The organism is Caulobacter henricii, from assembly GCF_001414055.1.
GTDB classification, from domain to species: Bacteria; Pseudomonadota; Alphaproteobacteria; order Caulobacterales; family Caulobacteraceae; genus Caulobacter; species Caulobacter henricii.
Map to the genome: position 1 here is coordinate 1,175,189 of NZ_CP013002.1, position 23,423 is coordinate 1,198,611.

19 protein-coding genes are annotated in these 23,423 nt (G+C 66.7%); 7 read left to right on the forward strand and 12 right to left on the reverse strand.

All coding sequences use genetic code 11. The annotated features are described in order from the left end of the window. Positions 1–302 precede the first annotated feature (302 nt). The 3 genes from AQ619_RS05520 to AQ619_RS05530 are packed head-to-tail and all read left to right on the forward strand — an operon-like array spanning position 303 to position 4,996. Entirely contained in the window at positions 303–878 is a 576-nt protein-coding gene (locus AQ619_RS05520; protein WP_062145284.1) for a TMEM165/GDT1 family protein, read from the forward strand. 48 nt (positions 879–926) lie between these two features. Further along, a complete protein-coding gene (locus AQ619_RS05525) occupies positions 927–4,526 on the forward strand; it encodes a hydantoinase B/oxoprolinase family protein (protein ID WP_062145285.1) in 3,600 nt (1,199 codons plus the stop codon). Further along, a complete protein-coding gene (locus AQ619_RS05530) occupies positions 4,526–4,996 on the forward strand; it encodes a low molecular weight protein-tyrosine-phosphatase (protein WP_166504146.1) in 471 nt (156 codons plus the stop codon). Before AQ619_RS05525 ends, AQ619_RS05530 begins: the two co-directional genes overlap by 1 nt. A 144-nt stretch (positions 4,997–5,140) precedes the next feature. Here AQ619_RS05530 and modB read toward each other — a convergent pair whose 3' ends face one another. Further along, a complete protein-coding gene (gene modB, locus AQ619_RS05535; RefSeq protein ID WP_062145290.1) occupies positions 5,141–5,803 on the reverse strand; it encodes a molybdate ABC transporter permease subunit in 663 nt (220 codons plus the stop codon). A 2-nt stretch (positions 5,804–5,805) separates the two neighbouring features. Continuing rightward, a complete protein-coding gene (modA, locus tag AQ619_RS05540; protein WP_062145292.1) occupies positions 5,806–6,552 on the reverse strand; it encodes a molybdate ABC transporter substrate-binding protein in 747 nt (248 codons plus the stop codon). 101 nt (positions 6,553–6,653) lie between these two features. On the opposite strand from modA, the gene AQ619_RS05545 reads away from it, so the two are divergent. After that, the gene (locus AQ619_RS05545; protein ID WP_062145293.1) at positions 6,654–7,448 is read left to right on the forward strand and encodes a TOBE domain-containing protein; all 795 of its coding nucleotides are present in this window, start codon (positions 6,654–6,656) and stop codon (positions 7,446–7,448) included. A gap of 42 nt (positions 7,449–7,490) precedes the next feature. On the opposite strand, the gene AQ619_RS05550 is transcribed toward AQ619_RS05545, so the two are convergent. Both AQ619_RS05550 and AQ619_RS05555 read right to left on the reverse strand, forming a co-directional pair. Continuing rightward, the gene (locus AQ619_RS05550; RefSeq protein WP_062145295.1) at positions 7,491–9,200 is read right to left on the reverse strand and encodes a methyltransferase domain-containing protein; all 1,710 of its coding nucleotides are present in this window, start codon (positions 9,198–9,200) and stop codon (positions 7,491–7,493) included. Positions 9,201–9,430: 230 nt separating this feature from the next. Next, a complete protein-coding gene (locus tag AQ619_RS05555) occupies positions 9,431–10,744 on the reverse strand; it encodes a glycosyltransferase family 4 protein (RefSeq protein ID WP_062145297.1) in 1,314 nt (437 codons plus the stop codon). A gap of 254 nt (positions 10,745–10,998) precedes the next feature. On the opposite strand from AQ619_RS05555, the gene AQ619_RS05560 reads away from it, so the two are divergent. Both AQ619_RS05560 and AQ619_RS05565 read left to right on the forward strand, forming a co-directional pair. Beyond that, entirely contained in the window at positions 10,999–12,729 is a 1,731-nt protein-coding gene (locus AQ619_RS05560; RefSeq protein WP_062145299.1) for a DUF1800 domain-containing protein, read from the forward strand. Between the two features lie 10 nt (positions 12,730–12,739). Further along, the gene (locus tag AQ619_RS05565) at positions 12,740–14,290 is read left to right on the forward strand and encodes a DUF1501 domain-containing protein (protein ID WP_084745775.1); all 1,551 of its coding nucleotides are present in this window, start codon (positions 12,740–12,742) and stop codon (positions 14,288–14,290) included. On the opposite strand, the gene virB11 is transcribed toward AQ619_RS05565, so the two are convergent. From virB11 to AQ619_RS05605, 8 genes are read right to left on the reverse strand one after another with little or no spacing between them, the layout of a single operon-like run. Beyond that, a complete protein-coding gene (virB11, locus tag AQ619_RS05570) occupies positions 14,262–15,278 on the reverse strand; it encodes a P-type DNA transfer ATPase VirB11 (RefSeq protein WP_062145301.1) in 1,017 nt (338 codons plus the stop codon). The two genes, AQ619_RS05565 and virB11, sit on opposite strands and share 29 nt — an antisense overlap. Further along, positions 15,275–16,420: a type IV secretion system protein VirB10 gene (gene virB10 / locus AQ619_RS05575; protein WP_062145303.1), complete on the reverse strand. Its 1,146-nt coding sequence runs from the start codon at positions 16,418–16,420 to the stop codon at positions 15,275–15,277. The genes virB11 and virB10 overlap by 4 nt, the downstream gene beginning before the upstream one ends. Beyond that, positions 16,417–17,211, reverse strand: a complete 795-nt coding sequence (locus tag AQ619_RS05580) for a TrbG/VirB9 family P-type conjugative transfer protein (protein ID WP_084745777.1) — start codon at positions 17,209–17,211, stop codon at positions 16,417–16,419. Before AQ619_RS05580 ends, virB10 begins: the two co-directional genes overlap by 4 nt. After that, positions 17,208–18,356, reverse strand: coding sequence for a TrbL/VirB6 family protein (locus tag AQ619_RS05585; RefSeq protein ID WP_062145307.1), 1,149 nt, complete (start codon positions 18,354–18,356; stop codon positions 17,208–17,210). Before AQ619_RS05585 ends, AQ619_RS05580 begins: the two co-directional genes overlap by 4 nt. Beyond that, positions 18,353–20,740, reverse strand: a complete 2,388-nt coding sequence (locus tag AQ619_RS05590; protein WP_062145309.1) for a VirB4 family type IV secretion/conjugal transfer ATPase — start codon at positions 20,738–20,740, stop codon at positions 18,353–18,355. Before AQ619_RS05590 ends, AQ619_RS05585 begins: the two co-directional genes overlap by 4 nt. Next, positions 20,737–21,021, reverse strand: a complete 285-nt coding sequence (locus AQ619_RS05595; RefSeq protein ID WP_062145311.1) for a VirB3 family type IV secretion system protein — start codon at positions 21,019–21,021, stop codon at positions 20,737–20,739. The genes AQ619_RS05590 and AQ619_RS05595 overlap by 4 nt, the downstream gene beginning before the upstream one ends. A 6-nt stretch (positions 21,022–21,027) precedes the next feature. Further along, the gene (locus tag AQ619_RS05600; protein WP_062151310.1) at positions 21,028–21,345 is read right to left on the reverse strand and encodes a TrbC/VirB2 family protein; all 318 of its coding nucleotides are present in this window, start codon (positions 21,343–21,345) and stop codon (positions 21,028–21,030) included. A 7-nt stretch (positions 21,346–21,352) separates the two neighbouring features. Next, a complete protein-coding gene (locus AQ619_RS05605) occupies positions 21,353–21,925 on the reverse strand; it encodes a lytic transglycosylase domain-containing protein (protein ID WP_062145313.1) in 573 nt (190 codons plus the stop codon). Positions 21,926–22,356: 431 nt separating this feature from the next. Between AQ619_RS05605 and AQ619_RS05610 the strand changes: the two genes are divergently transcribed. Next, a complete protein-coding gene (locus AQ619_RS05610) occupies positions 22,357–23,385 on the forward strand; it encodes an Ldh family oxidoreductase (protein WP_062145315.1) in 1,029 nt (342 codons plus the stop codon). The last annotated feature ends 38 nt before the right edge of the window (positions 23,386–23,423 follow it).

Below are 23,423 nucleotides of genomic sequence, written 5' to 3' on the forward strand. Positions count from 1 at the left end.
TGAGGGGGCTAGCTGGACTTAGGCCGCGCTGCCCCCTCCGACCCTTCGGGCCACCTCCCCCGGTGGGGGAGGAGCTTGACCCTGGCCGCCGCCCCCGCTACACGCCGCTCACCTTTGGGGAGTAGCCGCCTGCGCCTATCAGCAGGCCCCGCCGTCAACACACTTGAGCCTTCGGGATCATGGCGCGGGGAGGGAAGCGATGATCCGCTTCCATGGCGAGACCAATGGCGCCGACAACCTCCCGGGCCGGGTGGGCTGTCGACGCTATTGGCATGCGCCCGGCCCGGAAGGTTTTTGATCCCATGGAATCCCTGTTCGTCTCGACCCTGGTCGTGGCCATCGCCGAGATCGGCGACAAGACCCAGCTGCTGGCCATCATCCTGGCCACACGGTTCAAGAAGCCCGTGCCGATCATCTTCGGGATCCTGGTCGCCACCCTGGCCAATCATGCCCTGGCGGCCACGGCCGGCTACTGGGTGGCCGACCTGCTGAACGGTCAGTGGTTCAAATGGGCCATTGCCCTGTCGTTCATCGCCATGGCCGCTTGGGCCCTGATCCCCGACAAGGCCGACGACGAGGACGGCTCGGCGGTCGGCCGCTATGGCGTGTTTCTGACCACGACCATCGCCTTCTTCCTGGTCGAGATGGGCGACAAGACCCAGATCGCCACCGTGGCTCTGGGGGCCAAGTTCCACTCGATCTTCTGGGTCGCGGCGGGCACCACGCTCGGCATGATGCTGGCCAACATCCCGGCGGTCTATCTGGGCGAGGCGGCGACCAAGATTGTGCCGCTCAAATATGTTCGTATCGGTGCGGCGCTGATCTTCCTGGCTCTGGGGATTTGGGCGGTGGTCGAGGCGGCGAGCCTCTTCCGCTAAGCCCCCCGAGCCGGTTAAGGAAGGGCGCAGCTGGAGCTACGCCCTTCCATGACTCCCTACGATCAGAACCTTCGCGGCTGGGAGTTCTGGATCGATCGCGGCGGCACCTTTACCGACATCGTGGCACGGAGACCGGACGGGACCCTGATCACCCACAAGCTGCTCTCGGAGAACCCCGAGCAATATGCCGACGCGGCCGTGGCCGGGGTTCGGGCCCTGCTGCCGGCCGGCGCTACGATCGACGCGGTGAAGATGGGCACCACGGTCGCCACCAACGCCCTGCTGGAACGCAAGGGCGAACCGACCGTGCTGGCGATCACGGCCGGCCACGCTGACGCCCTGCGGATCGGCTACCAAGCGCGGCCCCGGCTGTTCGACCGCCACATCATCAAGCCTGAAGCCCTCTATGACCGCGTGGTCGAGATCGATGAGCGGATCAGCGTCGAGGGCGAGTTGCTCCGGCCGCTGGACGAGTCGGCCGCGAGGGCAGGCCTGCAGGCCGCCTTCGATTCCGGCTTCCGGGCCGTGGCCATCGTGCTGATGCACGGCTTCCGCTTCACCGACCACGAGGCCCGCGTCGCGGCCATAGCCCGCGAGATCGGCTTTGCCCAGGTCTCGGTCAGCCATGAGGTCAGCCCGCTGATGAAGTTGGTCGGGCGCGGCGACACCACGGTGGTCGACGCCTATCTGTCGCCGATCCTGCGTCGCTATGTCGACCGGGTGGCCGGCGAGTTGGGCGCGGATACGCGGCTGCTGTTCATGCAGTCGAACGGCGGCCTGACCGATGCGCGGGCCTTCCGGGGCAAGGACGCCATCCTGTCAGGTCCGGCCGGTGGCGTGGTCGGCATGGCACGGACGGCGGGCGAGGCCGGCTTTGACCGGGTCATCGGCTTCGACATGGGCGGCACCTCCACCGACGTCTGCCACTATGCCGGCGAATACGAGCGGGCCTTTGAGACCATGGTGGCCGGGGTGCGGATGCGCGCGCCGATGATGAACATCCACACCGTGGCGGCGGGTGGGGGCTCGATCTGCGCGTTCGACGGGGCCCGCCTGCGGGTGGGACCGGCCTCGGCCGGCGCCGTGCCGGGGCCGGCAGCCTACCGCCGGGGCGGCCCGCTGACCGTCACCGACTGCAATGTCATGCTGGGCAAGCTGCGGCCCGAGTTCTTCCCGGCGGTCTTCGGGCCCGGCGCCGACCAGCCGCTGGATATCGAGGCTGTCACCGAAGGCTTTGCGGCACTCGCTGCCGAGATCCTGGCCGCTACGGGTGAAGCCATGAGCCCGGAAGCCATAGCCGAGGGCTTCATCACCATCGCGGTCGAGAACATGGCCAAGGCAGTGCGGCAGATCTCGATCCAGCGCGGCTATGACGTGACCCGCTATGTGCTGGCCTGTTTCGGCGGGGCTGGCGGCCAGCACGCCTGTCTGGTCGCTGATGCCCTCGGCATGACGAAGGTCATGATCCATCCGTTCGCCGGGGTGCTAAGCGCCTATGGCATGGGACTGGCTGACCTGCGGCTGATCCGCGAGGCAACCGTCGAACGGCCGCTGGCCGAGGCTGCGGGTGATCTGGCCGGACAGGCTCAGGCCCTGGCCGTCGAGGTCGAGGCGGCCCTTCGTGCCCAGGCCGTACCTGTGGCCTCGGTCGAGACGCTTGCGACCCTGCGCGTCAAATATGCCGGCACAGATACCCCGCTTGTCGTGCCCTTGACCGACGAAGCCGGCGCCCGCGCGACCTTTGAAGAGATGCACCAGAGGCGGTTCGGCTTCACGTCGCCGACCACGGCTCTGATCGTCGAGACCCTGTCTGTGGAGGCCATTGGCCATTCCGATGCGGGAACGGCACCAGATCTGGGAAGAGGCACATCGGGGGACCCGCTGGCCCTGGCCACGGTCAATGTGCGTATGGCCGGTCAGGCCAGAGCGACTCCGGTGTTCGACCGCGAGGCCCTGTCTGTGGGCGCAGAGGTCAAGGGGCCGGCCATCATTCGCGAAGCGACAGGCACCACCCTGGTCGAGCCCGGCTGGCGCGCCACAGTGGATGCCCATCTCAATCTGATCCTCGACCGCATCGAAGCCCTGCCGACCCGCCGTGCCATCGGCACCAGGGCTGATCCGGTGATGCTGGAGGTGTTCAACAACCTCTTCATGGCGGTCGCCGAGGAGATGGGTTTCGCGCTTCAGAACACCGCCTATTCGGTCAATATCAAGGAGCGGCTGGACTTCTCCTGCGCTCTGTTCGACCGCGACGGCAATCTGATCGCCAATGCCCCGCACATGCCGGTGCATCTGGGCTCGATGGGCGACAGCGTGCGGGCCATCCGCGAGGCGCGGCAGGGCGACGGGCGGGGCATGAGGCCCGGCGACGTCTACATGCTCAACGCGCCCTATAACGGCGGCACCCACCTGCCGGACGTCACCGTGGTCATGCCGGTGTTCGACGGCGAGGGGGCGCTGCTGTTCTATGTCGCTGCACGCGGCCACCAGGGCGATATCGGTGGCATCACGCCCGGATCGATGCCGCCAAACAGCCGAACGGTCGAGGAAGAAGGCGTCCTGATCGAGAACTTCCTGCTGGTCGAGGGCGGGCGGTTCCTGGAAGCCGAGACCCGCGCCCTGCTGGCCTCGGGCCGCTGGCCGGCCCGCAATCCCGACCAGAACATCGGCGACCTCAAGGCCCAGATCGCCGCCTGTGCGCGCGGGGCCGAGAGCCTGACCGGTCTTGTCGCCGAGTTCGGCCAGGCCACGGTCGAGGCCTATATGGCCCATGTGCAGGACAATGCCGAGGAGGCGGTCCACCGGGTGCTGGCCACCCTGAGCGACGGCGCGTTTGCCTACGAACTGGATGACGGCTCGGTGGTGAAGGTGGCCATCACCGTCGACCAGAAGGCCCGCACCGCAAGGGTCGACTTCGCCGGCACCAGTGACCAGGTCCCGACCAATTTCAACGCCCCGGCCTCGATCTGCCGGGCGGCGGCGCTCTACGTGTTCCGCACCCTGGTCGATGACGAGATTCCGATGAACGACGGCTGCCTGCGGCCGGTCGAGCTGGTCATTCCGGAAGGCTCAATGCTGCGGCCGCGCTATCCGGCGGCGGTGGTGGCCGGCAATGTCGAGACCAGCCAGGTGGTCGTGGACGCCCTCTATGGCGCTCTGGGCGTGATGGCCGGGGCCCAGGGCACGATGAACAATTTCACCTTCGGCGATGAGCGGCGCCAGTATTACGAAACCATCTGCGGCGGCTCGGGGGCAGGACCGGACTTTGACGGCACCGACGCCGTGCAGACCCACATGACCAACAGTCGGCTGACCGATCCCGAGGTGCTGGAGACCCGTTATCCTGTTCTGGTCGAGGCCTTTTCGATCCGCCGCGGCTCGGGCGGGGCAGGGCACCATCGCGGCGGTGACGGAGTGGTGCGCCGGATCGGCTTCCGCGAGCCGATGACCGCCACCCTGTTGTCCAACCGCCGCCGGGTGCCGCCGTTCGGCCTGGTGGGCGGTGCGCCCGGGGCCCTGGGGCTGGCGCGGGTCGAGCGGGCCGATGGTTCGGTTCTGGCCATGGGGGCCACGGATCTGGTTGAGGTCGCGGCGGGCGATGCCATTGTCATCGAGACGCCGGGCGGCGGTGGCTGGGGGGCCGTTTGATGCGGCCCTCGGTTCTGTTCGTCTGCCTGGGCAACATCTGTCGTTCGCCCCTGGCCGAGGGCGCCTTTCGCGCCGAGGCCCAGGCGATCGGGCTTGATGTTCTGGTCGATTCCGCCGGCACCGGGGGCTGGCACGTGGGTTCCGCGCCGGATGGGCGCGCCATTGCCGCCGCGCAGCGCCACGGTGTCGACATCAGCCGCCAGACCGCCCGCAAGGTCGAGGTCGACGACTTTCGGCGCTTCACCCACATCCTGGCCCTGGACCACGACAACCTGAAGAAGCTGCGCAGCCTGCGCCCGGTCGACGGGGAGGCGGAGTTGGGCCTGCTGCTGGACTATGCCGAAGGGCTCGAGGGGCGGGCGGTGGCCGATCCCTACTATGGCAAGGCGGCGGGGTTCGATGTGACCTGGCGCGAAGTGGCCCTGGCGGCGCGGGGTCTGGCGCAGTCGCTGGCGTCTCGGGGGGATTAGGCGACCATTCGCCCCCTCCTGACCGGTTGGCTTCGCCGCCCGTCGGGTCGCGGTCGTCCTCCCCCGTCGGGGGAAGATGAGGTCGACGCGTTTCATCTTCCCCCTACGGGGGAGGAGCGCCGCAGGCGCGGAGGGGGGCAGTGACTAGGCCGCCCGTGTGACGCGTCGTTCCAGCAGCAGCAGGGTCAGGGTGACCAGGAACCCGAAGGCCAGGAGCAGGGCCGCAAGGCGATGGGCCTCGCCCCAGCGCAGTTGCTCGACCAGCTGGAAGATCTCGACCGACAGCACCTGGGTCTCACCCGGAATGCCGCCGCCCAGCATCATGACCACACCGAACTCGCCGACGGTGTGGGCGAAGGACAGGATGGCGGCGACGGCGTAGCCGGGCATGGCCAGGGGCAGGGCCACCCGCGCAAAGGTCTGCCATCGGGTCGCGCCCAGGCAGGCCGCGGCTTCCAGGGGCTCGTCGCCGATGGCGATGAAGGCATTGCGCAGGGGCTGGACCGCAAACGGTAGGGAATAGACCAAGGACCCGATCACCAGACCCTCGAAGGTGAAGGCGAGGGTGCGAATGCCGAGGGCCTGTAACGGCGCCATCAACAGGCTGTGCGGGCCCAGGGCGATCAGCAGATAGAAGCCCAGCACGGTCGGCGGCAGAACGATCGGCAGGGCGACGACGGCGCCGACCACCGGCTGCCAGCGCGACCGGCCGCGCGCCAGCCACCAGGCCAGAGGCGTGGCGAGCAGCAGCAACAGGATCGTGGTGATCCCGGCCAGTTTCACCGTCAACCACAGGACCTCAAGCATGATCAGCGGATCTCGTAGCCATAGCGCTTGATGATCGCCCGGGCCTCGGCACCTTTCAGATACTGCAGGAAGGCCCTGGCAGCCTCGTTGCGGGCCCCGGTCTTCAGCAGGACGGCCTGCTGCTCGATCGGCGTGTGGTAATGGGACGGCACGATCCATCGCGATCCGCCGGGCGCGTTGATCACCTGGGACAGGGCCACGAAGCCCAGCTCCGCAGCGCCGGTCTGCACATGCTGATAGGTCTGGGTGATCGAAGCACCGGTGACGATTTTCGGCTTCACCGCGTCATAGAGCTTGAGCCTGGTCAGGGTCTCGACCGCCGCCTGCCCATACGGGGCCGCCCTGGCGTCAGCGATGGCCAGCTTCTCGAAGCGGCCCTTGGCCAGTACCGCGCCGCTGGAGTCCACCAGACCAGCCGTCCTGCTCCACAGCACCAGTCGGCCTGTCGCGTAGGTGAAGCGGGAGCCCGGCACGGTCAGGCCCTCGGCCTCGGCCCTGAGCGGCCGCTCGGAGTCGGCCGACAGGAAGACCTCGAACGGTGCGCCATTGGCGATCTGGGCGTAGAATTGCCCCGACGAGCCAAAGCTCAGGATCACGTTATGGCCCGTCTTCGCCTCGAACCTGGCGGCGATCTCCCGGGCCGGTTCGGTGAAGTTGCCGGCGACGGCGACCTTGGTCTCTGCGGCCAGGGCGGAGGCTCCCGTCAGCCAGCACAGGGCAGCGGCAAGCAGGGCGCGGCGAGCGAACAAACGAGACCTCGAGAGACTTGGAGTCGGCTTCGAACCCACGTTATGTAGCAAGACTACATAACGCTGTCCCATTTTCCGTTCGGGCCCGATCAGGAGTGACCATGTCTGTCGATGGCGACCTCAGCGCCTCGCTCGTCCTTCGCCGCGGCTCCCTGGCCCGGGTCGGGCTGGAGCGCATCGCCCTGCTGGAGGCCGTGGGTTCGCTCGGCTCGATCACCGCCGCCGCCAAACAGCTTGGCCTGTCCTACAAGGGGGCCTGGGACGCGATCCAGGCGCTGAACAATCTGTTCGATGGCCCGCTGATCACCGCCAGTGCCGGCGGCAAGTCCGGTGGCGCGGCGATGATCACGCCGCGCGGCCATGCTGTGATCGGGGCCTTCCGCGCGGTCGAGCGCGAGATCGGCGCGGCCCTGGCGCGTTTGGAGGCGGGCCTTGCAACGGCCCCCGATCAGGGGTTGGGAGACCTCTTCTGGAGCCTGGGCCTGCGAACCAGTGCCCGCAACGCCCTGCGGGGCACCATTGTCCGGGTCGGCGACGGCGGCGTGACCGTTGAGGTCGGGCTGTCACTGGGCGACGGCCTCGAGATCGTCTCGATGATCACCCGCCGCAGCGCCGACGAGCTGGGTCTGGCGGTCGGCAAACCGGCCATAGCCCTGATCAAGTCCAGCTTCGTAACCCTTGCCCGCGACGCCGCGCCGGCACCGAACCGACTGGCCGCCGTGGTCTCCGACCGGGAGGACGGCGAGGCGGCCAGCGAAATCAGCCTGGCCCTGCAGGCCGGCAAGACCCTGATCGCCACCCTGTCCCGCCCGGACGCCGACGCCCTGGCGCTGTCCGTCGGTCAGGCAGTGGTGGCGATGATCGCGCCGTCCGACATAATCCTCGCCGTCGAATAGGCGCGGTACGGCGTCCAGCGCCTTGGCACCCCTGGCGAGATGTTATCTGGCCGGTCGAGCTGCAGCGATGCGGGCCTGGCGTTGTGCCTCGAGTTCCGGTCGCTGCGCCATCAGATCGCGGTAATAGGCCTGTCGCAAAGGGACCTGCTGCGCATGCATTCGCCTGGCCCTGACATAGGCAAGGCCGCGCTCACGCCGCGCCTGGACCTCGCCAGGGTCTGCGGCCAGATCCCGCAGCGCCTTTTCCCAAGAGGCGGGCGTGTCGGCGAACACGCCGATGTCGAGATGCTCAGGCGTGTCGCCATAGACGATGGGGGAACAGATCGGCACGACGCCAGCTGCGCAGCACTCGATGAACTTCAGATCTGATTTCAGTCGGTTGAAAGGCGTATCGGCCAGGGGCAGCAAGGCCAGATCACAGCCCGCCAGGGCTTTCATATAGTCGGCATGGGGCAGGGTCGGATGGAAGACCTTCGTCACCTCGTCAGGCAGTGCCTTGTAGAAGGCTTCGTCATGCACGACGACGAACTCAAGCCTGTCCGCCAGGGACCGGGCGGCTGCGATAATCGCCTCTGACAGCCCGGCCCAATCCCCGCCGCGATTGAGCGCGCCGAAAAACACCTTCAGGCGTGGGCCGGACTTGGGCGTTGTCGCCTCGATGCGTGGCAACTCGGCAATGGCATTTGGAAAGACCGTTACGTTCGGATTCCACTGCCGGATCATCGTCGCCAGCGGTTCGGTGCTGACGGTCACGGCATGCACGCCGCGAAAGGCGTGGAAGTCGGACTCCACAAATTCACGCCAGTGGTGCGGATCATCGTCGATGTCCGATGTGATGGTCCATCCGCGGTCGATCAGGCCGCTGACCACCCTGTTCAGCGGACCGTCATTGAGGAACTGGCGATGCAGCAGGAAGACGCCCGGCGGCCAATGGCGGGGCACGTTTACAGATCCTGCCCCCCAGGAAACCCTGCTGCCAGGGGTGCTGGCGAGCGCTGCCAGGGGATGATCCACCCGCGGCTCGGTTACGCCAGCGAACTTCGCCATGCCGATGGCCGCGACTGTGGTGGTTTCAGACGGCGGGCCGTTGATCGCCTTGATGATCCACTGAAAGGCAGAGAGGTCGCGTCGCAGATTGTCTGATGAAACGCCCAAGGACTCGGCGATCGGTGCGAAGGCCCTGATCGCCGCTTCGGTTTCCTCCGGTGAAATGATGAAAGGCGACGCTTCAAGGACCGTCCAACCTGCCATCTGGAACATCTTGATGGCGGAGACCCGCGTGAAAAGCTGGGGCGTGACAGGGTTCGCCCTGTCTGCTGTCACGTAGGGCCATTCTCCCTTCAGCTGCTGCTGCAACAAGGCCCAATGGGAGACATTGGGAACGCCGGCAACGCAGATCCCGCCACGACCCGTGCGCGCCCGCAGACCTGCCAGAACGGCCGAGGGCGCATTCAGGTCCTGCAGGACACCCCTGAAAATCACGGCGTCGAAAGTGTCGTTCGCTCTCGCCTGATCCAGACCGGCCATGACGGATTCGGCGGCGACGTCTCCGACGACGATCGAGTCGACAAAAGAGGCCGCGTCACGCGCTTTGGCGTCGAGCAGCTCAAGTCCAACATAGCGGGCATCAGGATTGCGGGCGCGGTAGGCTTCGGCGAAGCGGCCGTTGCCGCAACCGACCTCCAGGACGTGCCGACGATCAAGCGGGATGGATTTGAGGATATCGGGATTGATGTCGTTGCCAAAGGTCATTGGTTTGGTCGTTCGTCTCGGGGTCTTTGAGGCTCAGCGAATCTGGCGGCCACGCGGCAAGTTGCAGGGACTGTCGTTGGTATAGCTTGCTGGTCCAGATCTTGAAATCTCAGCCCCGTTGAAATGGAGAGGACGGTGAAATTGCAATGATTTGAAATTGAATATCTTTCCTAAATAGGTTTTGTTTTCGCAGAATTATTGAGCCGAATATTTTTAATAATGGATAAATATCATTTACTCGATATTTGAAGAATTTGTGCTTTATTGTTGCGTAGATCATTATAAATGCTGCAAATTCTGTCAAATTCAGCCTCTGGGGAGGTGATTATTGTTGCGGCGCAACCGGCTCTAAGGCGCTCGATATCTTGCGGATTGTTCACAAGTTTTCTGATGGCCCCGTAGAGTTGATCGCCTGTTGGCTCGTCCAGTAGAATGCCGTTGTAGTCATGGTCTACGACGTCGGGAATTCCGAAAGCGCGTGATGCTATGGGAACCACTCCGCAGATCATATACTCTCGGACTATGCGACAATAGGTCTCGAATTGAGTGGGTATTAGCCCGATGTCGGCCCATGCAAATTCATTTGCCATCGAATCTACATTGTAAGGGTCGCAAAACTGTACATTGGGATATCTGGATAGGGCGGAATTCTGAGTCTGGGCCTTAGCTCCATAAACTCTCAAATGTAGATCAATGAATCCTTCGTCGTAGAGGCGCGAAAAAGCCTGTACGATTGCGGACCAGCCTTTCCTCTTGGCGTTACCGCCAGCATAGATGAAATTCAATCCTTTGTGGGGTTTCTTGGTTGAAACTGCATTCCTGACACTGACGCCGTGTTCAACGATTTCATAGTCACCAGACATTTTCATGTGACTATCAAAATAGTCAAAAAATGAATTAGTCGGGAAAAGAACCTTGTTGTATATTTCGGAAAAATGATCTCTGGCTACGATCTTTCGGGTCGCAATGGATTGGCTTTGTCGGTCTATATAGGCTTCCCCATAGGCTTTTAGCTTTGCCGATATGGATCGGAAATTGTGTTTCTCGCCTTGAATCGCGATGTTTGTGCGGTCGAGAAGGCATTCCGCGCAGTCCCGCGGGTTCAGGGGAGCTACGCAGGGCCGCCCGGCGGGCAACCTGTGGATCGGCTCTATGACCGAGCAGATGTCCTCGAAATTCCAGACTTGACGGACAATGGGCGCATTCAGCGCCCCCAGGGCCGCCAGGACCGAGCTTTCCATAAGCACCCAGTCGACAATGTGGATGATGTCCGGTGCGTAGTCGATTTCGATCGGTGGGGTCGTCCTGGCGCTCGGTGGGGAAGCGAAGGCGTTGAGATTCCATTCGGCCTGAACAGGCCAGTAAAACAGCTTCACTGGATCATAGATGTCCGGTGCCCGGCTGTGGTTGGCAGCCGTGTCGGGAACCAGCAATGCGACGTCCCAGCCACGCGCCATGGCGCGCTGCGCATATTGGCCCGTGATCAGCGGTGTCCCGCTAAATTCAGCCCAGGGCGCGGCATGGACGACAAACAGTATTTTCATAAGATTTCCAGTGAGGCGCAAAGGTCGTTTGTGCAGCGCCAATAGTCTGTGGGTTCTGGATGAGTGCAAAGATGTGCGGTCTAGAATGACGGCTAGGCGGCGTCGTGTCACGCTCTGTGGGCTGGGGTTTTGGGCGTGATCCCCAATCCGAAGTGGCCAGCCGTCCCGGCATGGGTTTTGGGGCTTGTACGCTCTAGCGGCGCGCGCGCGAGTATGGAATTGTCTGCCAGGACGGACGGGGGAAGCTGAGCTTGATGCCGAAAACTTCGCGACGTGGTCTGTTGGCGTTCGCCGCTGCACTTACCCTTGGTCTGGCCGCCTGCGGCGGCGGCGGTGGGGGTGGCGGATCCAGTGGCGGGGGCGGTACGACCCCCACGCCGCCGGCCAGGATTGTGATTTCCGACGCCGAGGCGGCGCGGTTTCTCACCCAGGCGACATTCGGCGTCACCGATGCCGATATCACGGCCCTCAAGGCCTCCAGCTATAGTGACTGGCTGACCCAGCAGATGGCGCTGGCACCCTCGGCCTCGCACCAGACCCACGCCGAAACGCGCCTGGCCCAGCTGAAGACCACCAACCCTACCGCGACCCTCAGTGCCAACCAGTTCTATGAGAGCTTCTGGGCCCAGGCCGCCACGGGGCCCGACCAGCTGCGCCAGCGCGTGAAGTTCGCCCTGTCGCAGATCTTCGTGATCTCGTTGAACGACGCCAATGTCGATGTGCGCGGGGCGACGTCCTATTACGACATGCTCGGCGCCAATGCCTTCGGCAACTTCCGCACCCTGCTCGAGAACGTGACGCTGCATCCGATGATGGGCGTCTACCTCACCAGCATCGCCAACCAGAAGGAAGACGCCACCACTGGGCGTCACCCCGACGAGAACTATGCTCGCGAGGTGATGCAACTGATGTCGATCGGGCTGTTCACCCTCAATCCCGACGGGACCTACAAGCTCGATTCGGCCGGCAATCCGATCCCCAGCTATACGGCTGAAGACATCTCCAACCTGGCCAAGGTGTTCACCGGCATGAGCTGGTACTCCACGGCCCCGTCCAACTCGACCTTCTTTGGCGGCAGCCGCAATGCTGACGCCACGGTCAGGCCGATGATCCTCTATTCGAACTACCACTCGATCTCGGCCAAGACCTTCCTGGGCGTCACCATCCCGGCCACGACCACGCCGGATCCGGCCGGTGACCTGAAGATCGCCCTCGATACGATCTTCAACCACCCCAATGTCGGCCCGTTCATGGCGCGCCGCCTGATCCAGCAACTGGTCACCAGCAATCCCAGTACGGCCTATGTCGGGCGGGTCGCTTCGGTCTTCAACAACAACGGTACGGGGACGCGCGGTGACATGGCCGCCGTGGTACGGGCGGTCCTGACCGACGCCGAGGCGCGCGATGCGACCACGGCGTCCGGCCCCACCTATGGCAAACTGCGCGAACCGATCGTGCGCATGGCCAACTGGATGCGGGCTTTCAATGTCACCTCGACCTCAGGCAATTTCCTGCTGACCTCGACCAGCGCCTCGACCTCGCTGAGCCAGTCGCCGCTGGCCTCGCCCTCGGTGTTCAACTTCTATCGGCCCGGCTATGTGCCGCCCAACACCCGGCTGGGCACCCAGAACCTGACCGCGCCGGAGTTCCAGATCGTCGATGAGGTCACGGTCGCAGGCTATCTGAACACCATGCAGACCACCATCAACAGCGGGATCGGCACGGGTTCCGACGTCAAGTCGACCTATGCCAGCGAAGTCGCCATCGCAGACGACCCCTCTGCCCTGGTCGAACGCATGAACAGACTGCTGATGTCCGGTCAGATGAGCGCTACCCTGAAGGCCAAGATCGTCGAGGCCGTCACCGGCGTTTCCATCCCCGGCGGAACCGCCACCCAGGCCCAGATCGACGCGGCCAAGCTCAATCGGGCCAAGCTGGCGGTGTTCATGACCATGGCCTCCCCCGACTATCTGACGCAGCGTTGAGGCCAGGATCATGACCGTCCGCAACCCCGATCGTCGTCACCTCCTCCGCGCCGGTGGGGCCCTGTCCCTGCTGGGGGCCGCCGCGCCCTTCGCCCTGCAACTGGCCGCAGCCGGCTCTGCGGCGGGACAAAGCGCACCTGACTACAAGGCCCTGGTCTGCATCTTTCTGTTCGGGGGCAATGACGCCCACAACATGGTGCTGGCCACTGACACCGACTCCTGGGGCCGGTACTTCGCGACCCGCAACACCGGCGTCGATCCGATCGCCCTGATGCCGGTCGGAACGGCACGCACGGCCGTCGGCGCAGTTTCACCGGTCACCGGACGCACCGCCAGCCTGGGGACGCCGGAGGCTTGGGGCGGCGTGTTGCCGATCACGCCGACGGCCCCCAACCCCGTGCCCGCCGGCACCAACGCCACCAGCCGTACCTTCGCCCTGCATCCGTTCATGGCCCCCACCCAGACGCTGTTCAACAGCGGCCGTCTGGCCATCGTGGCCAATGTCGGGACCCTGGTTCGCCCGATCACCAAGGCCCAGTACCTGGCCAAGAGTGTGGCCTATCCGGCCAACCTGTTTTCGCACAACGACCAGCAGTCGACCTGGCAGGCCGGCGCGGCTGAAGGGGTCCGCGTTGGCTGGGGCGGGCAGTTCGGCGACATGCTGAGCAGCATGAACGGCTCCAACACCCTGTTCACGGCCATTTCAACGGCCGGCAATGCCGTCTTCCTGTCGGGCCGCAACATCATCCAGTACCAGATGACCACTGCCGCCCAGCCGGCCGTCGTGGTCACGGGGACCACCGCCAACAGCCTGTTCGGCTCGACGGTCGGACCGGCCCGACTGCGCGAGATCATCCAGGACACCACTAGCGCCAGCCTCTATGCGGCCGACTATTCCACCGTGGTCAACCGCTCGATGACAGCCGCCTCGACCCTGAATACCGCCTTCACCCAGACCAATGTCACGGCCATTCCGGCCCCGCCGGCCTATACCAACGCGATCACCGGCGCGGTTGAGGCCAACACCCTGGCCACCCAGTTGCAGACCGTGGCCAAGATGATCGCCGCCAACGGCACGCTTGGCCTCAAGCGCCAGGTGTTCTTCGTCAGCCTGGGCGGCTGGGACACCCATGACAAGCAGAACACCACCCAGCCCAACCTGCTGGCCAAGGTGGCGCAGGCCATGAGCTATTTCGACGGCGTGCTGGGCAATATTGGCGGCCAGGACATGCGCGCGAATGTCACGACCTTCACGGCCTCGGACTTCTCGCGCACCTTCACCACCAATGGCGACGGCACCGACCATGCCTGGGGTGGCCACCACTTGGTGATGGGCGGCGCGGTCAAGGGCAAGAACATCTACGGCCAGTATCCGACGCTCGGCGTCGACCTGGGCACCTTCAACAACCCGGACATGGCCCGTACAGCCCTGGTGCCGACAACCTCGGTCGATCAGTACGGCGCGACCATGGGCAAGTGGATGGGGGTATCGGACACCGACCTCGACACCATCTTCCCCAACCTGCGCTACTTCACGCCGCGCTACCTGAACTTCCTGTAGCGGCATCGATCGTCGAGCGGGGCCGAAACAGGATGTCGGTCACCGCCCGGCGGCCGTTGCGGCGACTGACCTGCACGACGACCTCGACCAGTTGGCGGACATAGGTTCGCGCCATCGGCCAGCTGAGCTCGACGCCGCTGGTCAGGGCCAGAAGGGCGATCTGGTCCAGGGCCCCCTCGGGACTGTCGGCATGAACCGTGGTGATGGACCCGGGATGGCCGGTATTGACCGCGCGCAGGAAGGCGAAGGCCTCGCGACCTCGCAGTTCGCCCAGCAGGATCCTGTCGGGCCGCATGCGCAGGGCCGCGGCCAGCAGGGCGTCGGCGTCGACCCGGGCCTCGCCCTGCTCGCCGCGGACGGCCAGCAGTCCCAGAGCATTGGGGCGGTCCAGTTTCACCTCGGGCGCATCCTCGATCAGGATCAGGCGCTCGGCCGGGTCTATGGCCTTGAGCAGGGCATTGAGCAGGGTGGTCTTGCCAGACCCCGTGCCGCCCGAGATCACCATGGTCTTGCCGCGTCGCACGGCCTGACGCAGGAACTCCGGCCGGTTTCCCGTTGTCAGAAGCTCGGCCAGCACACCATCGTCGGAGGCCTCGGCGGCGGCCTCGCCTGTGACGTCGAACAGCCCTCCGGCCTCCAGCGCCTCCAGGCCCAGATCGGCAATGACATGCCGGCGGACGGCCAGGGCCACGCCCTGGCGGGTGGCGGGCGGCGCGATCAGCTGGACCCGGGAACCGTCAGGCAGGGCGGCGCTGAGCAGGGGATGCTCGCGACTGACCCCCTGGTCGGCGACGGCAGCGATCTGCCGGCCCAGCCGGCCCAGCACAACCTCGGTCAGGTCCGGCGCCTCTTCCCGCGTCAGGGCACCGTGGGTGGTCTCGACCCAGACCTCGCCGGGGCGGTTGACCAGGATGTCGGTGACATCGGGGCGCGCGAACCAAGGGGCCAGCGGGGCCAGATAGGCCTTGAGGAACAGGCCCTCGCTCATCGCGTCGCGGTCGCCGCCGGGCTGACGGTCGAGAAGTCGAGGTCACGGGCCACAAAGACGCGGATCGGCTCGCCCTGCGGCACCTTGATGGTGGGCGGGATGTCGATCTCCTTCTGCAGGGCGATCTGGGCAACGCTGGCGGCCTGGGCGGGCGAGCCGATGATGATCGCGTTGCCACCGTTGCGGTCGCCGACCGCTGCGTCCAGTCCGGCCGACAGGACCGACAGCAGGATCGAGGCCCCGAAGCGCCGGAAGAAGTGGTTGTCGGTCTCGCCCTCCAGGCCGCCGCGGCCCAGTCGGTCGCCGCCCGGCGAGCCGATGTCGACCGAGACGCCGTCCGGGGTCAGCACCCGCGACCAGACCACAAAGGCCCGCGACTGCCCGGCCGCGACGCCGCTGCGATACTGGCCGATCAGCTTGGAGCCCCGGGGAATCAGAACCCTGGACCCGTCAAAGCCGCGCACGTCGCGGGTGACTACCGCCCGGGCGAAACCCGGCAGGCTGGAATTGATCGCGGTCTCCAGCACCGCCGGGATCACTGTGCCCTGGGCCGCCAGGCTGGAGAGGTCTGACAGCCGGCTGGCCTTGGCGGTGCCGCTGCTGGAGCCGGCGACCCGTTCAGCAAAGCGCTCCTCGGCCGACAGCTTGCTGGCGTCAGAGCCGGTCGCCTCGCCCGACACTCGGCCGGGTAGGGATGGCGCCGACCCGCTGTCGGGGAGCCCGGCGACCGCGCCGCGCTGTCCGCTGAGATCGACGATCATGGCCGGTGCCCTCAGGCGGGCATAAGGATCGGACGTCGGCGTGATCGGCGCAGGGATCGGCGCAGGCGCAAAGGCCGGAGCGGCGGGGGCATTGGGCAGGGGCGGGGGCAGGGACGGATCGACCGTCGCGGGCACCACCACCATCGGCGGCGGCGGCGGCGGTACATAGGGTGGATTGGCGGCCTGATAGGCGCGTTCGGCGGCCCGGATCTTGGCTTCGCGGCCCGACTGCAGGCTGACGAAGACCACCGTGCCCAGGGCCAGGGCAGCGACCACCGCCAGGCCGACGGTCCAGGGCGATGCCGGGGCCGAAACCTGGGGTCCCAGGCCGCGCGCATGGGCGAAGACGGGGTTGTTGGAGAGATCGTTGGGCTCGGTCATTTCTGGAACCACCGCAAACGGGGCTTGGCCTTTTCGCGCGGTTTGGGGCTGAGCGGCCCCGCGGTCCGGTCGCGGTAGGCATCGTTATAGAGGCGGGTGACGTCGGTCCCGCGTCTCAGGGCAAAGCCCCGTGACACCTGGTCGACCACCACATAGCCGTCGCGCTCGGTGGAATTGACCACCGCCTCGCCGCCGTCGGCGTCGATCGCGAAGATGGCTGGATAGTCTTCGCCGGCATCGAACTGGAAATAGGTGGCCGCGCCGTCGTCGAACACCCGGGCCGGCAGGCTGCCCACCGAGCCCTCATAGCTATAGGCGGCATTGGCCACGCGCGGCGGCGGCCGGGTCTCGACCGGCGGCGGTGGCGGCTCAGGCGGCGGAGGGGGATAGTCAAAGCGCAGGGCGAACATCGCCGACCGCGCCGCCGCCGCGCCGCTGGACGGCGAGACGGACAGTTCAAAACTATACCGTCGCGCCGTGGTCACCACCGTCATGTTGGTGACCGGCGTGCGGGAGAGCGGCTTGAGAAACAGCAGGCTGGCCTTGGCGTTCGGCGTCACCTGCCAGCCCAGGGCGTCGCCGATCGAGACGTTCTCGATGCGCTCGTCGTCGGCAAACTCGATGCTGAACTGATAGCCCAGCACCCCGGTCAGGGCGACGACCTGATCGGGATCGTAGGGCGCCACGCGGATACGCGGGTCACCGGGGCCCGGCCGGGGCGTCACCGCCGCCTGTGCCGTGCCGCCTGCCAGGGCCAGCCAGACCATCAGGCCAAGTCCAAGCCGCCTCATGCCGCCCCGCCTCCAAAATCATCACGGCCGCGCACACTCGGCCGCCGGTAGGTTGCGCCGGCCGTTCCCAGGGGCGCGCCTGAGGGCACCGCCGCCGCCGAGCGCGTCGCGGCGACCGGTGGACCCGAATATCGCGGCGCATAGGTCGAGGTCTGGCTCAAAGAGGCCGCCAGGCGTTCGGCGCGCGACAGGACGCCGACCTCCCCGGCCGGCGGCTCGACCCGCGACGGGGTTTGCGGCGCACCTTCCATGGCACCATGCCGGGTCCGGGCCTTGAGCCGGAACCCGCAGGCCATCAGGGCACCCGCCAGGACCAGCCCGACCTGCACCAGGGCGAAGATCATCACCACGCCCGACACGGACAGGGCGGTGTCGACATTCAGCTCCAGGGCCACGCGCTCCTGGGCCAGGGTCAGCAGGCCTGATTCAAGGATGGTCAGCATCAGGGCGGTCGAGATCCAGCCCAGCATCGCCGCCATCAAGGTCGCCAGCAGGGCTCGAACCCAACCCTCGAAAACGCCCCGGGTCGCGGGAAACAGCAATAGGGCTACGAAGATCGGTCCCAGGGCCGTCAGCACCGCCGCCCCGACCATGGCCACGGAAAACACCCCGGCGGTCGTGAAGAACAGGGCACGGGCGGCCTGCCACAGCGCCTCGGCCGCAGCGGCATTGCCGTTGGAAAAGGCGCTGGCACCAGGGCCGGCGGCCTTGCCGAAGGCCTCGGCCGACAGGCTCAGCTGGTCATAGGCCACCTGCAGGGCACCGACCGGATCGCCGGCAAAGGCCGAGCTCTGGGCTGCCGGCCCGGTGAGCAGGCGCGCCACTTCAATGGGAGTACGATAGACCAGATCGAAGACCAGGGTCTGGAACAGGGTCCAGTTGGTCGCCAGGGCCAGCACGGCCCCGATCTTCAGGGCCGTCAGGGGCAGGTCTGACATCCGCGCGCCGGAGCCCAGCAACAGCCGATAGCCGAGCACGGCCACATAGATGACCAGGAAGGCCGTCAGCCAGGCCTGATAGGGCGAGCCCGGCGACCCGAGCGCCTCATAGCCGGACTGGGCATAGAAGCGCGCGTGGCAGTCCACCGTTTCGAGCACGCCACGGATCGCGCCGGCGTCCATGTCCAGGGCGGGACAGGCCTTCATCGCCGGGCCCCGGCCGGACCGGCCATGAAGGCCTCGAGCCACGCTTCCGGCGCATCGCCATGCTCGGCCCGCAGGGCGTCCAGACGGCGAACCCCGCGCTCATCGCCCGCCAGCACCCGCAGCAGACCCGGCAGACCCGACAGGTCGAGCCGCGCCACGACGCTATGGTCGGCCTGCTTGATCAGGAAGCAGCGGGCGGTGTCGGGCAGGGTGCGGACCAGATCGAACTCGTGCTCGCTCAGTCCGAAGCCGTCGATATAGTCGGCTGCCCGGGCCTTGGCATTGGGGAAGAAGATCTGGGTGGCAGCCTGCTCGATGATCGCCGAGGCGATCTGGCTTTCGAGGGCGTCACCGGCGCTCTGGGTGCAGAAGCCGACAATGCCGTTGCGCTTGCGGATGGTCTTCTGCCAGTCGCGGATCTTGCGGACGAACACCTCGTCGTCCAGCGCCTTCCAGCCCTCGTCGACGATGATGATTGCCGGGGACCCGTCCAGCCGCTCTTCGACGCGGTGGAACAGATACATCATCGCCGGCGTCCGCAGGGCGGGGGAGTCCAGCAGCCGGGTCATGTCGAAGCCCAGCATCGGCGCATCGAGATCGAGGCGATCTTCGGCATTGTCGAACAGCCAGGCGTGTTCGCCCTCGCCGATCCAGGGGGCCAGGCGAGCGGCCAGATCGCCGCTGGTCGGGCGGCGCGCCCCGCGCAGCAGATCCCGCAGATGGCGCAGCCGCCGATACTCCGGGCTCTGGCCAAAGCTGGCATCGATGGCGTCGGCGACCAGCGCCATATCCTCGGGCGGCAGGGGTGCGCCAGCCTGCTGCAGCAGGCGCGCCAGCCAGTCGCAGAGGAAGGCGCGGTTCTCGGCGGTATCGGGCAGTTGCAGCGGATTCAGGCCGGACGGTTCGCCCGGTGACAACAGGTCGTAGCGCCCGCCGCTGGCCCGCACAAAGATCTCGGCCCCGCGATCCTTGTCGAAGATCACCACACGCGGCGCTACCTTGCCGGCCTGGGCGACCAGGAAGTTCATCAGCGCCGTCTTGCCCGAGCCGCTGGGGCCGATGACCGTGAAGTTCCCCAGGTCGCCGGCGTGAAAGCTGAAATTGTAGGGCCCGAAGGCCGTGGTCTCCAGGACCGTGATCGGCGCGCCCCAGTGCAGGTCCCGGTCCGCGCCGCTCGGATGGCCGTGCAGGCTGGCCAGGCTGGCGAAATTGGCGGCCGAGACCAGGGCCTTGCGGGCGATGAACTTGAAATTGCCCGGGAACTGGGCCCAGAAGGCCGGCTCCAGATTGACGTCCTCGCGCACGGCGATGGCCCCGGTCTCGGCCAGGGCCGACTGCACCTCGGCCACGGCAGCGTCCAGGGAGGTCAGATCCGGTGCCTTGGCCAGGATGGTCAGGTGGTGCTCGCCATAGGCGGCCCGACCCGAGCCGACCTCGTCGCGCGCCGCTGCCAGGTCGGCGCGCAGGCTATAGGCGTCATCGTCGGCCGCGCGCAGCCGGCGCAGGGCCAGGCCCATGCGATCCAGCGAGACCTGCCGGTCGACGAAGGCGAAGCTTTCGGTCAGCACCAGTTCGAACGGCAGGCGCAGGACGGAGTCCAGCATGCCCGGTGCCGACTGGGCCGGGTAATCCTTGACCGAAACCATGGCCCCGAACTGCGAGGGCTGGTTGCCGCTGGCGGCGAACTCCATGGCGTCGAGGCCAAAGTTCAGCCGCCGCGTGGGGATGGCCTCGCCCAGATCGCCCAGGGGTGCCAGGACCGGCCGGGTCTGGGCATTGACCAGCGAAGACAGGAAAGCCGCCGGTTCTGACAGCAGTCCGCCGCCGCCCGGCTTCAGGGTCAGGGTCTGGGGGCCGTAGGCGGCCAGGGCGGCCATGAAGGTCTCGCGCGTCGCGTGAAGCTGGCGCAGGTCTGTGGCCAGGGTCGCCTGGGTCGCGGCCGGCTTGAACAGCCGCTCGATAAACCCGGCCTCGCCCTGCAGGGGGCGGCGGACCAGGGTGAGATAGAGCTCGTTCACATAAAGCCGGCGCTGGGCCAGATGGGCGCGCCAGGCGGCGTCGAGGTCGGCTCCGAACGGATTGGCGAAGGTCCCCGACAGGTCCACCGCCACCTGCCGCCGGACCACGTGGTGATAGATGGCCAGCCGCGAATGGGCCGCGCCGCGCAGCAGGGTCTCGCGCAGGGTCTTGCGATAGTTCAGCTCGTCGTCGGTGCGGGTCTCGAACGGAAATCCGGCGAGTTTGATGGTCTGGATCAAAAGACCGTCGCGGGTGCGCAGCGTGGTCTCGTCCACATGACCGGCATAGGGCAGGCGCTGGCCGACCCGCGCCTCGCGCGGTGCCAGGATGCGCGCGGCGCCTGTGCTGACGAGCCTCTGGTTCATGGTCGGTAGGCGTTGGCGCGCCAGAAGCGGAAATTGGCGACGCGGGGGCACTGGCTGGCGCGGGTGACCCACAGGTCAAAGAACCGCGGCTCGTTCAGGCAGCCCAGATAGCCGACAATGTGGATCGCCGGCGCCAGCAGCAGCGCCCAGAAGCTCTTGGTGATCAGGAAGGCCTCGAGCGTCACGATCAGGTTGAAGACCGCATAGCTGTAGGTCACGCCGGCGATCATCTGCGGGCGGGTGAGTGCCGCGAAGATGGGGTCAGAGGTCAGGCGCGGCATGGATCTCTACCCAGCGCCGGTGGCCGCGGCGCGGATGCCCGCGACGATGGCAGCAGCACCGAAGATGATGAAGCACCCGATGATCACCGTCAGGCCGCGCCGCCACTCGATCCGGCCCGCCAGCATCAGAAAGCCGACAATGGCCACGGCGATCACGGCGGCTGCGGTGGCCAGGCTGCCCAGCAGGGTGCCCTGGATCCAGGTCAGGGCCGCCAGCAGGGGGGAGGAGCCCGCCGGATCGGCGGTGACCGTCTGGGCCAGGGCGGCATGGCCCAGGGCTGAAAGGAGCAGGGCTGAGCCACCCCGTTGGAAGATCTTGCGCATGGGCATTCTACTCATACTGACCCGGCGACACGACGGCACCGGCCAAATGGTCCAGGATGGACCGGACATATTCGCGCGTTTCACGATAGGGCGGCACGCCGCCATACCGCTCAACCGCGCCAGGGCCGGCATTGTAGGCCGCCAGGGCCAGGGGCAGGTCGCCGTCGAAGCGGCGCAGCATGGACGAGAGGTAGCGGGCCCCGCCGTCGATGTTCATGTCCAGGTCCGAGGGGTCGACCCCGAGATCGCGGGCCGTGGCGGGCATCAACTGCATGGTCCCCACCGCGCCCTTCGGCGAGACGGCGCTCTGGTCCAGACGCGACTCGCGCCAGGCCACCGCCTGGATCAGGGCAGGGCTCAGGCCGGACCGGTCGGCCGCTTTGGCGATCGCGGTTCCCGAAGCGACCGTGCGGGTCGCGAGGGCCCGGGACGGCCTCGCGCTGGAAGGCGGCGGAGGGGCGATCAAGGATACAGCGCTCAGCCCCGGTCCCGCATAGACCCCGGCACCCTTGTGCAGGATGACGGTCCCGGTCGGGGTGATTTCCATGACCTGGGCCTGGCCCAGGGCGGGCAGTGACAACAGAGAAATCGCAGCGAACAGGCCGGCGGCTCTACCGCGCGCAAGCCAAGTATCACACGACGTTGCGGTCTTTCCCCTCATGCGTCTCAGCCTAAAGGTTTCGCCAAGGGCGGCAAGAGTGCAGGTGTCCTGTCAGCGCCTTCGGAGCCTCAATGGCGCGCGCCAGTCCTCTGACCGAGAGCGTGGTCCACGCCTGACTCTGGTGAATTCGGCTTTGGCGTTGCGGCACGTGCGGAGGGGCGTGGGCGCAACCCCGGGGGCTGAGGAGGCGCTGGGCGCGCTCTTCGCAATGATCGCCCCGGGGGGGCTGGTGTTTTGGCTGTCCGGGGCCCGGTTGGGCGTCAAGCGCGCCGTCTTGCAACGGGCCTTGATGTTTCCGCGCCGTCCGGCAATTATCGTATACGATTGTGCCGGCGACCGGAGGGACGTTCATGAGCGTGTTCAGGGATCAGGAGACGGTCGACCTCTCGATCCAGGAGGTGTTCGACCTGTCGCGGCGGGTGCTGATCGCGGCTGGCCTGTCCGTGCCGCACGCCGAGGCGGCGGCCCGCGTCATCACGGCCGGCGAGCGGGACGAATGCGCCTCGCACGGCCTCTATCGTCTGCCCGGATGCGTCATGACCATACGCTCGGGCAAGATGTCCCTGGACGCCGAGCCGGTGATCGAGGACGTCTCGCCGGCCCTGGTGCGGGCCGATGCGCGCCGGGCCTATTCCCTGCTGGCCTTTGAGCGCGCCGCGCCCCTGCTGGTGGAAAAGGCCAAGACGGTCGGGGTGGCGGCCCTGGTGATCAACAACTGCTACCACTTCTCGGCCCTGTGGCCCGAGATCGAACAACTGACCGAGCGGGGCGTGGCCGCCCTTGCCATGACGCTCAGCCATTCGTGGGTGGCACCGGCGGGCGGCAAGAAAGGACTGCTGGGCACCAATCCCATCGCCTTCGGCTGGCCGCGTCCGGGGCCGCATCCCTATGTCTTCGACTTCGCCACCAGCGCCGTCGCGCGCGGGGACGTCTCACTGCATGACATCGCCGGAAAGCCGATTCCCGAGGGTTGGGGCGTCGATGCCGAGGGGCAATCCACGACCAGCGCCCGCGCCGCGCTGGACGGGGCAATGCTGACCTTCGGCGGCCACAAGGGTTCGGCCCTGTCGACCATGATCGAACTGATGGCTGGGCCGTTGATCGGCGATCTGACCAGCCGCGAATCCATGGCCTTCGACGACGGCGACAAGGCGGCGCCCATGCACGGGGAGCTGATCCTGGCCTTTGATCCCGCCATCATGGGCGGGGGTGATCCGGCCGCCAACGCCGCCCGCGCTGAGGCCCTGTTCGCCGCCTTTGCCGACCAGGACGCGCGCCTGCCGTCCGAGCGACGTTACGCCGCCCGCGCCCGCAGTCTGGCGCGCGGAGTGCACGCGCCCAAGGTGCTTTACGACCAGATCCTGGCTCTGGGCCTTTGAGCCCGACGTCCGTCTTCCTTCCCTACTCAGAGAACGCC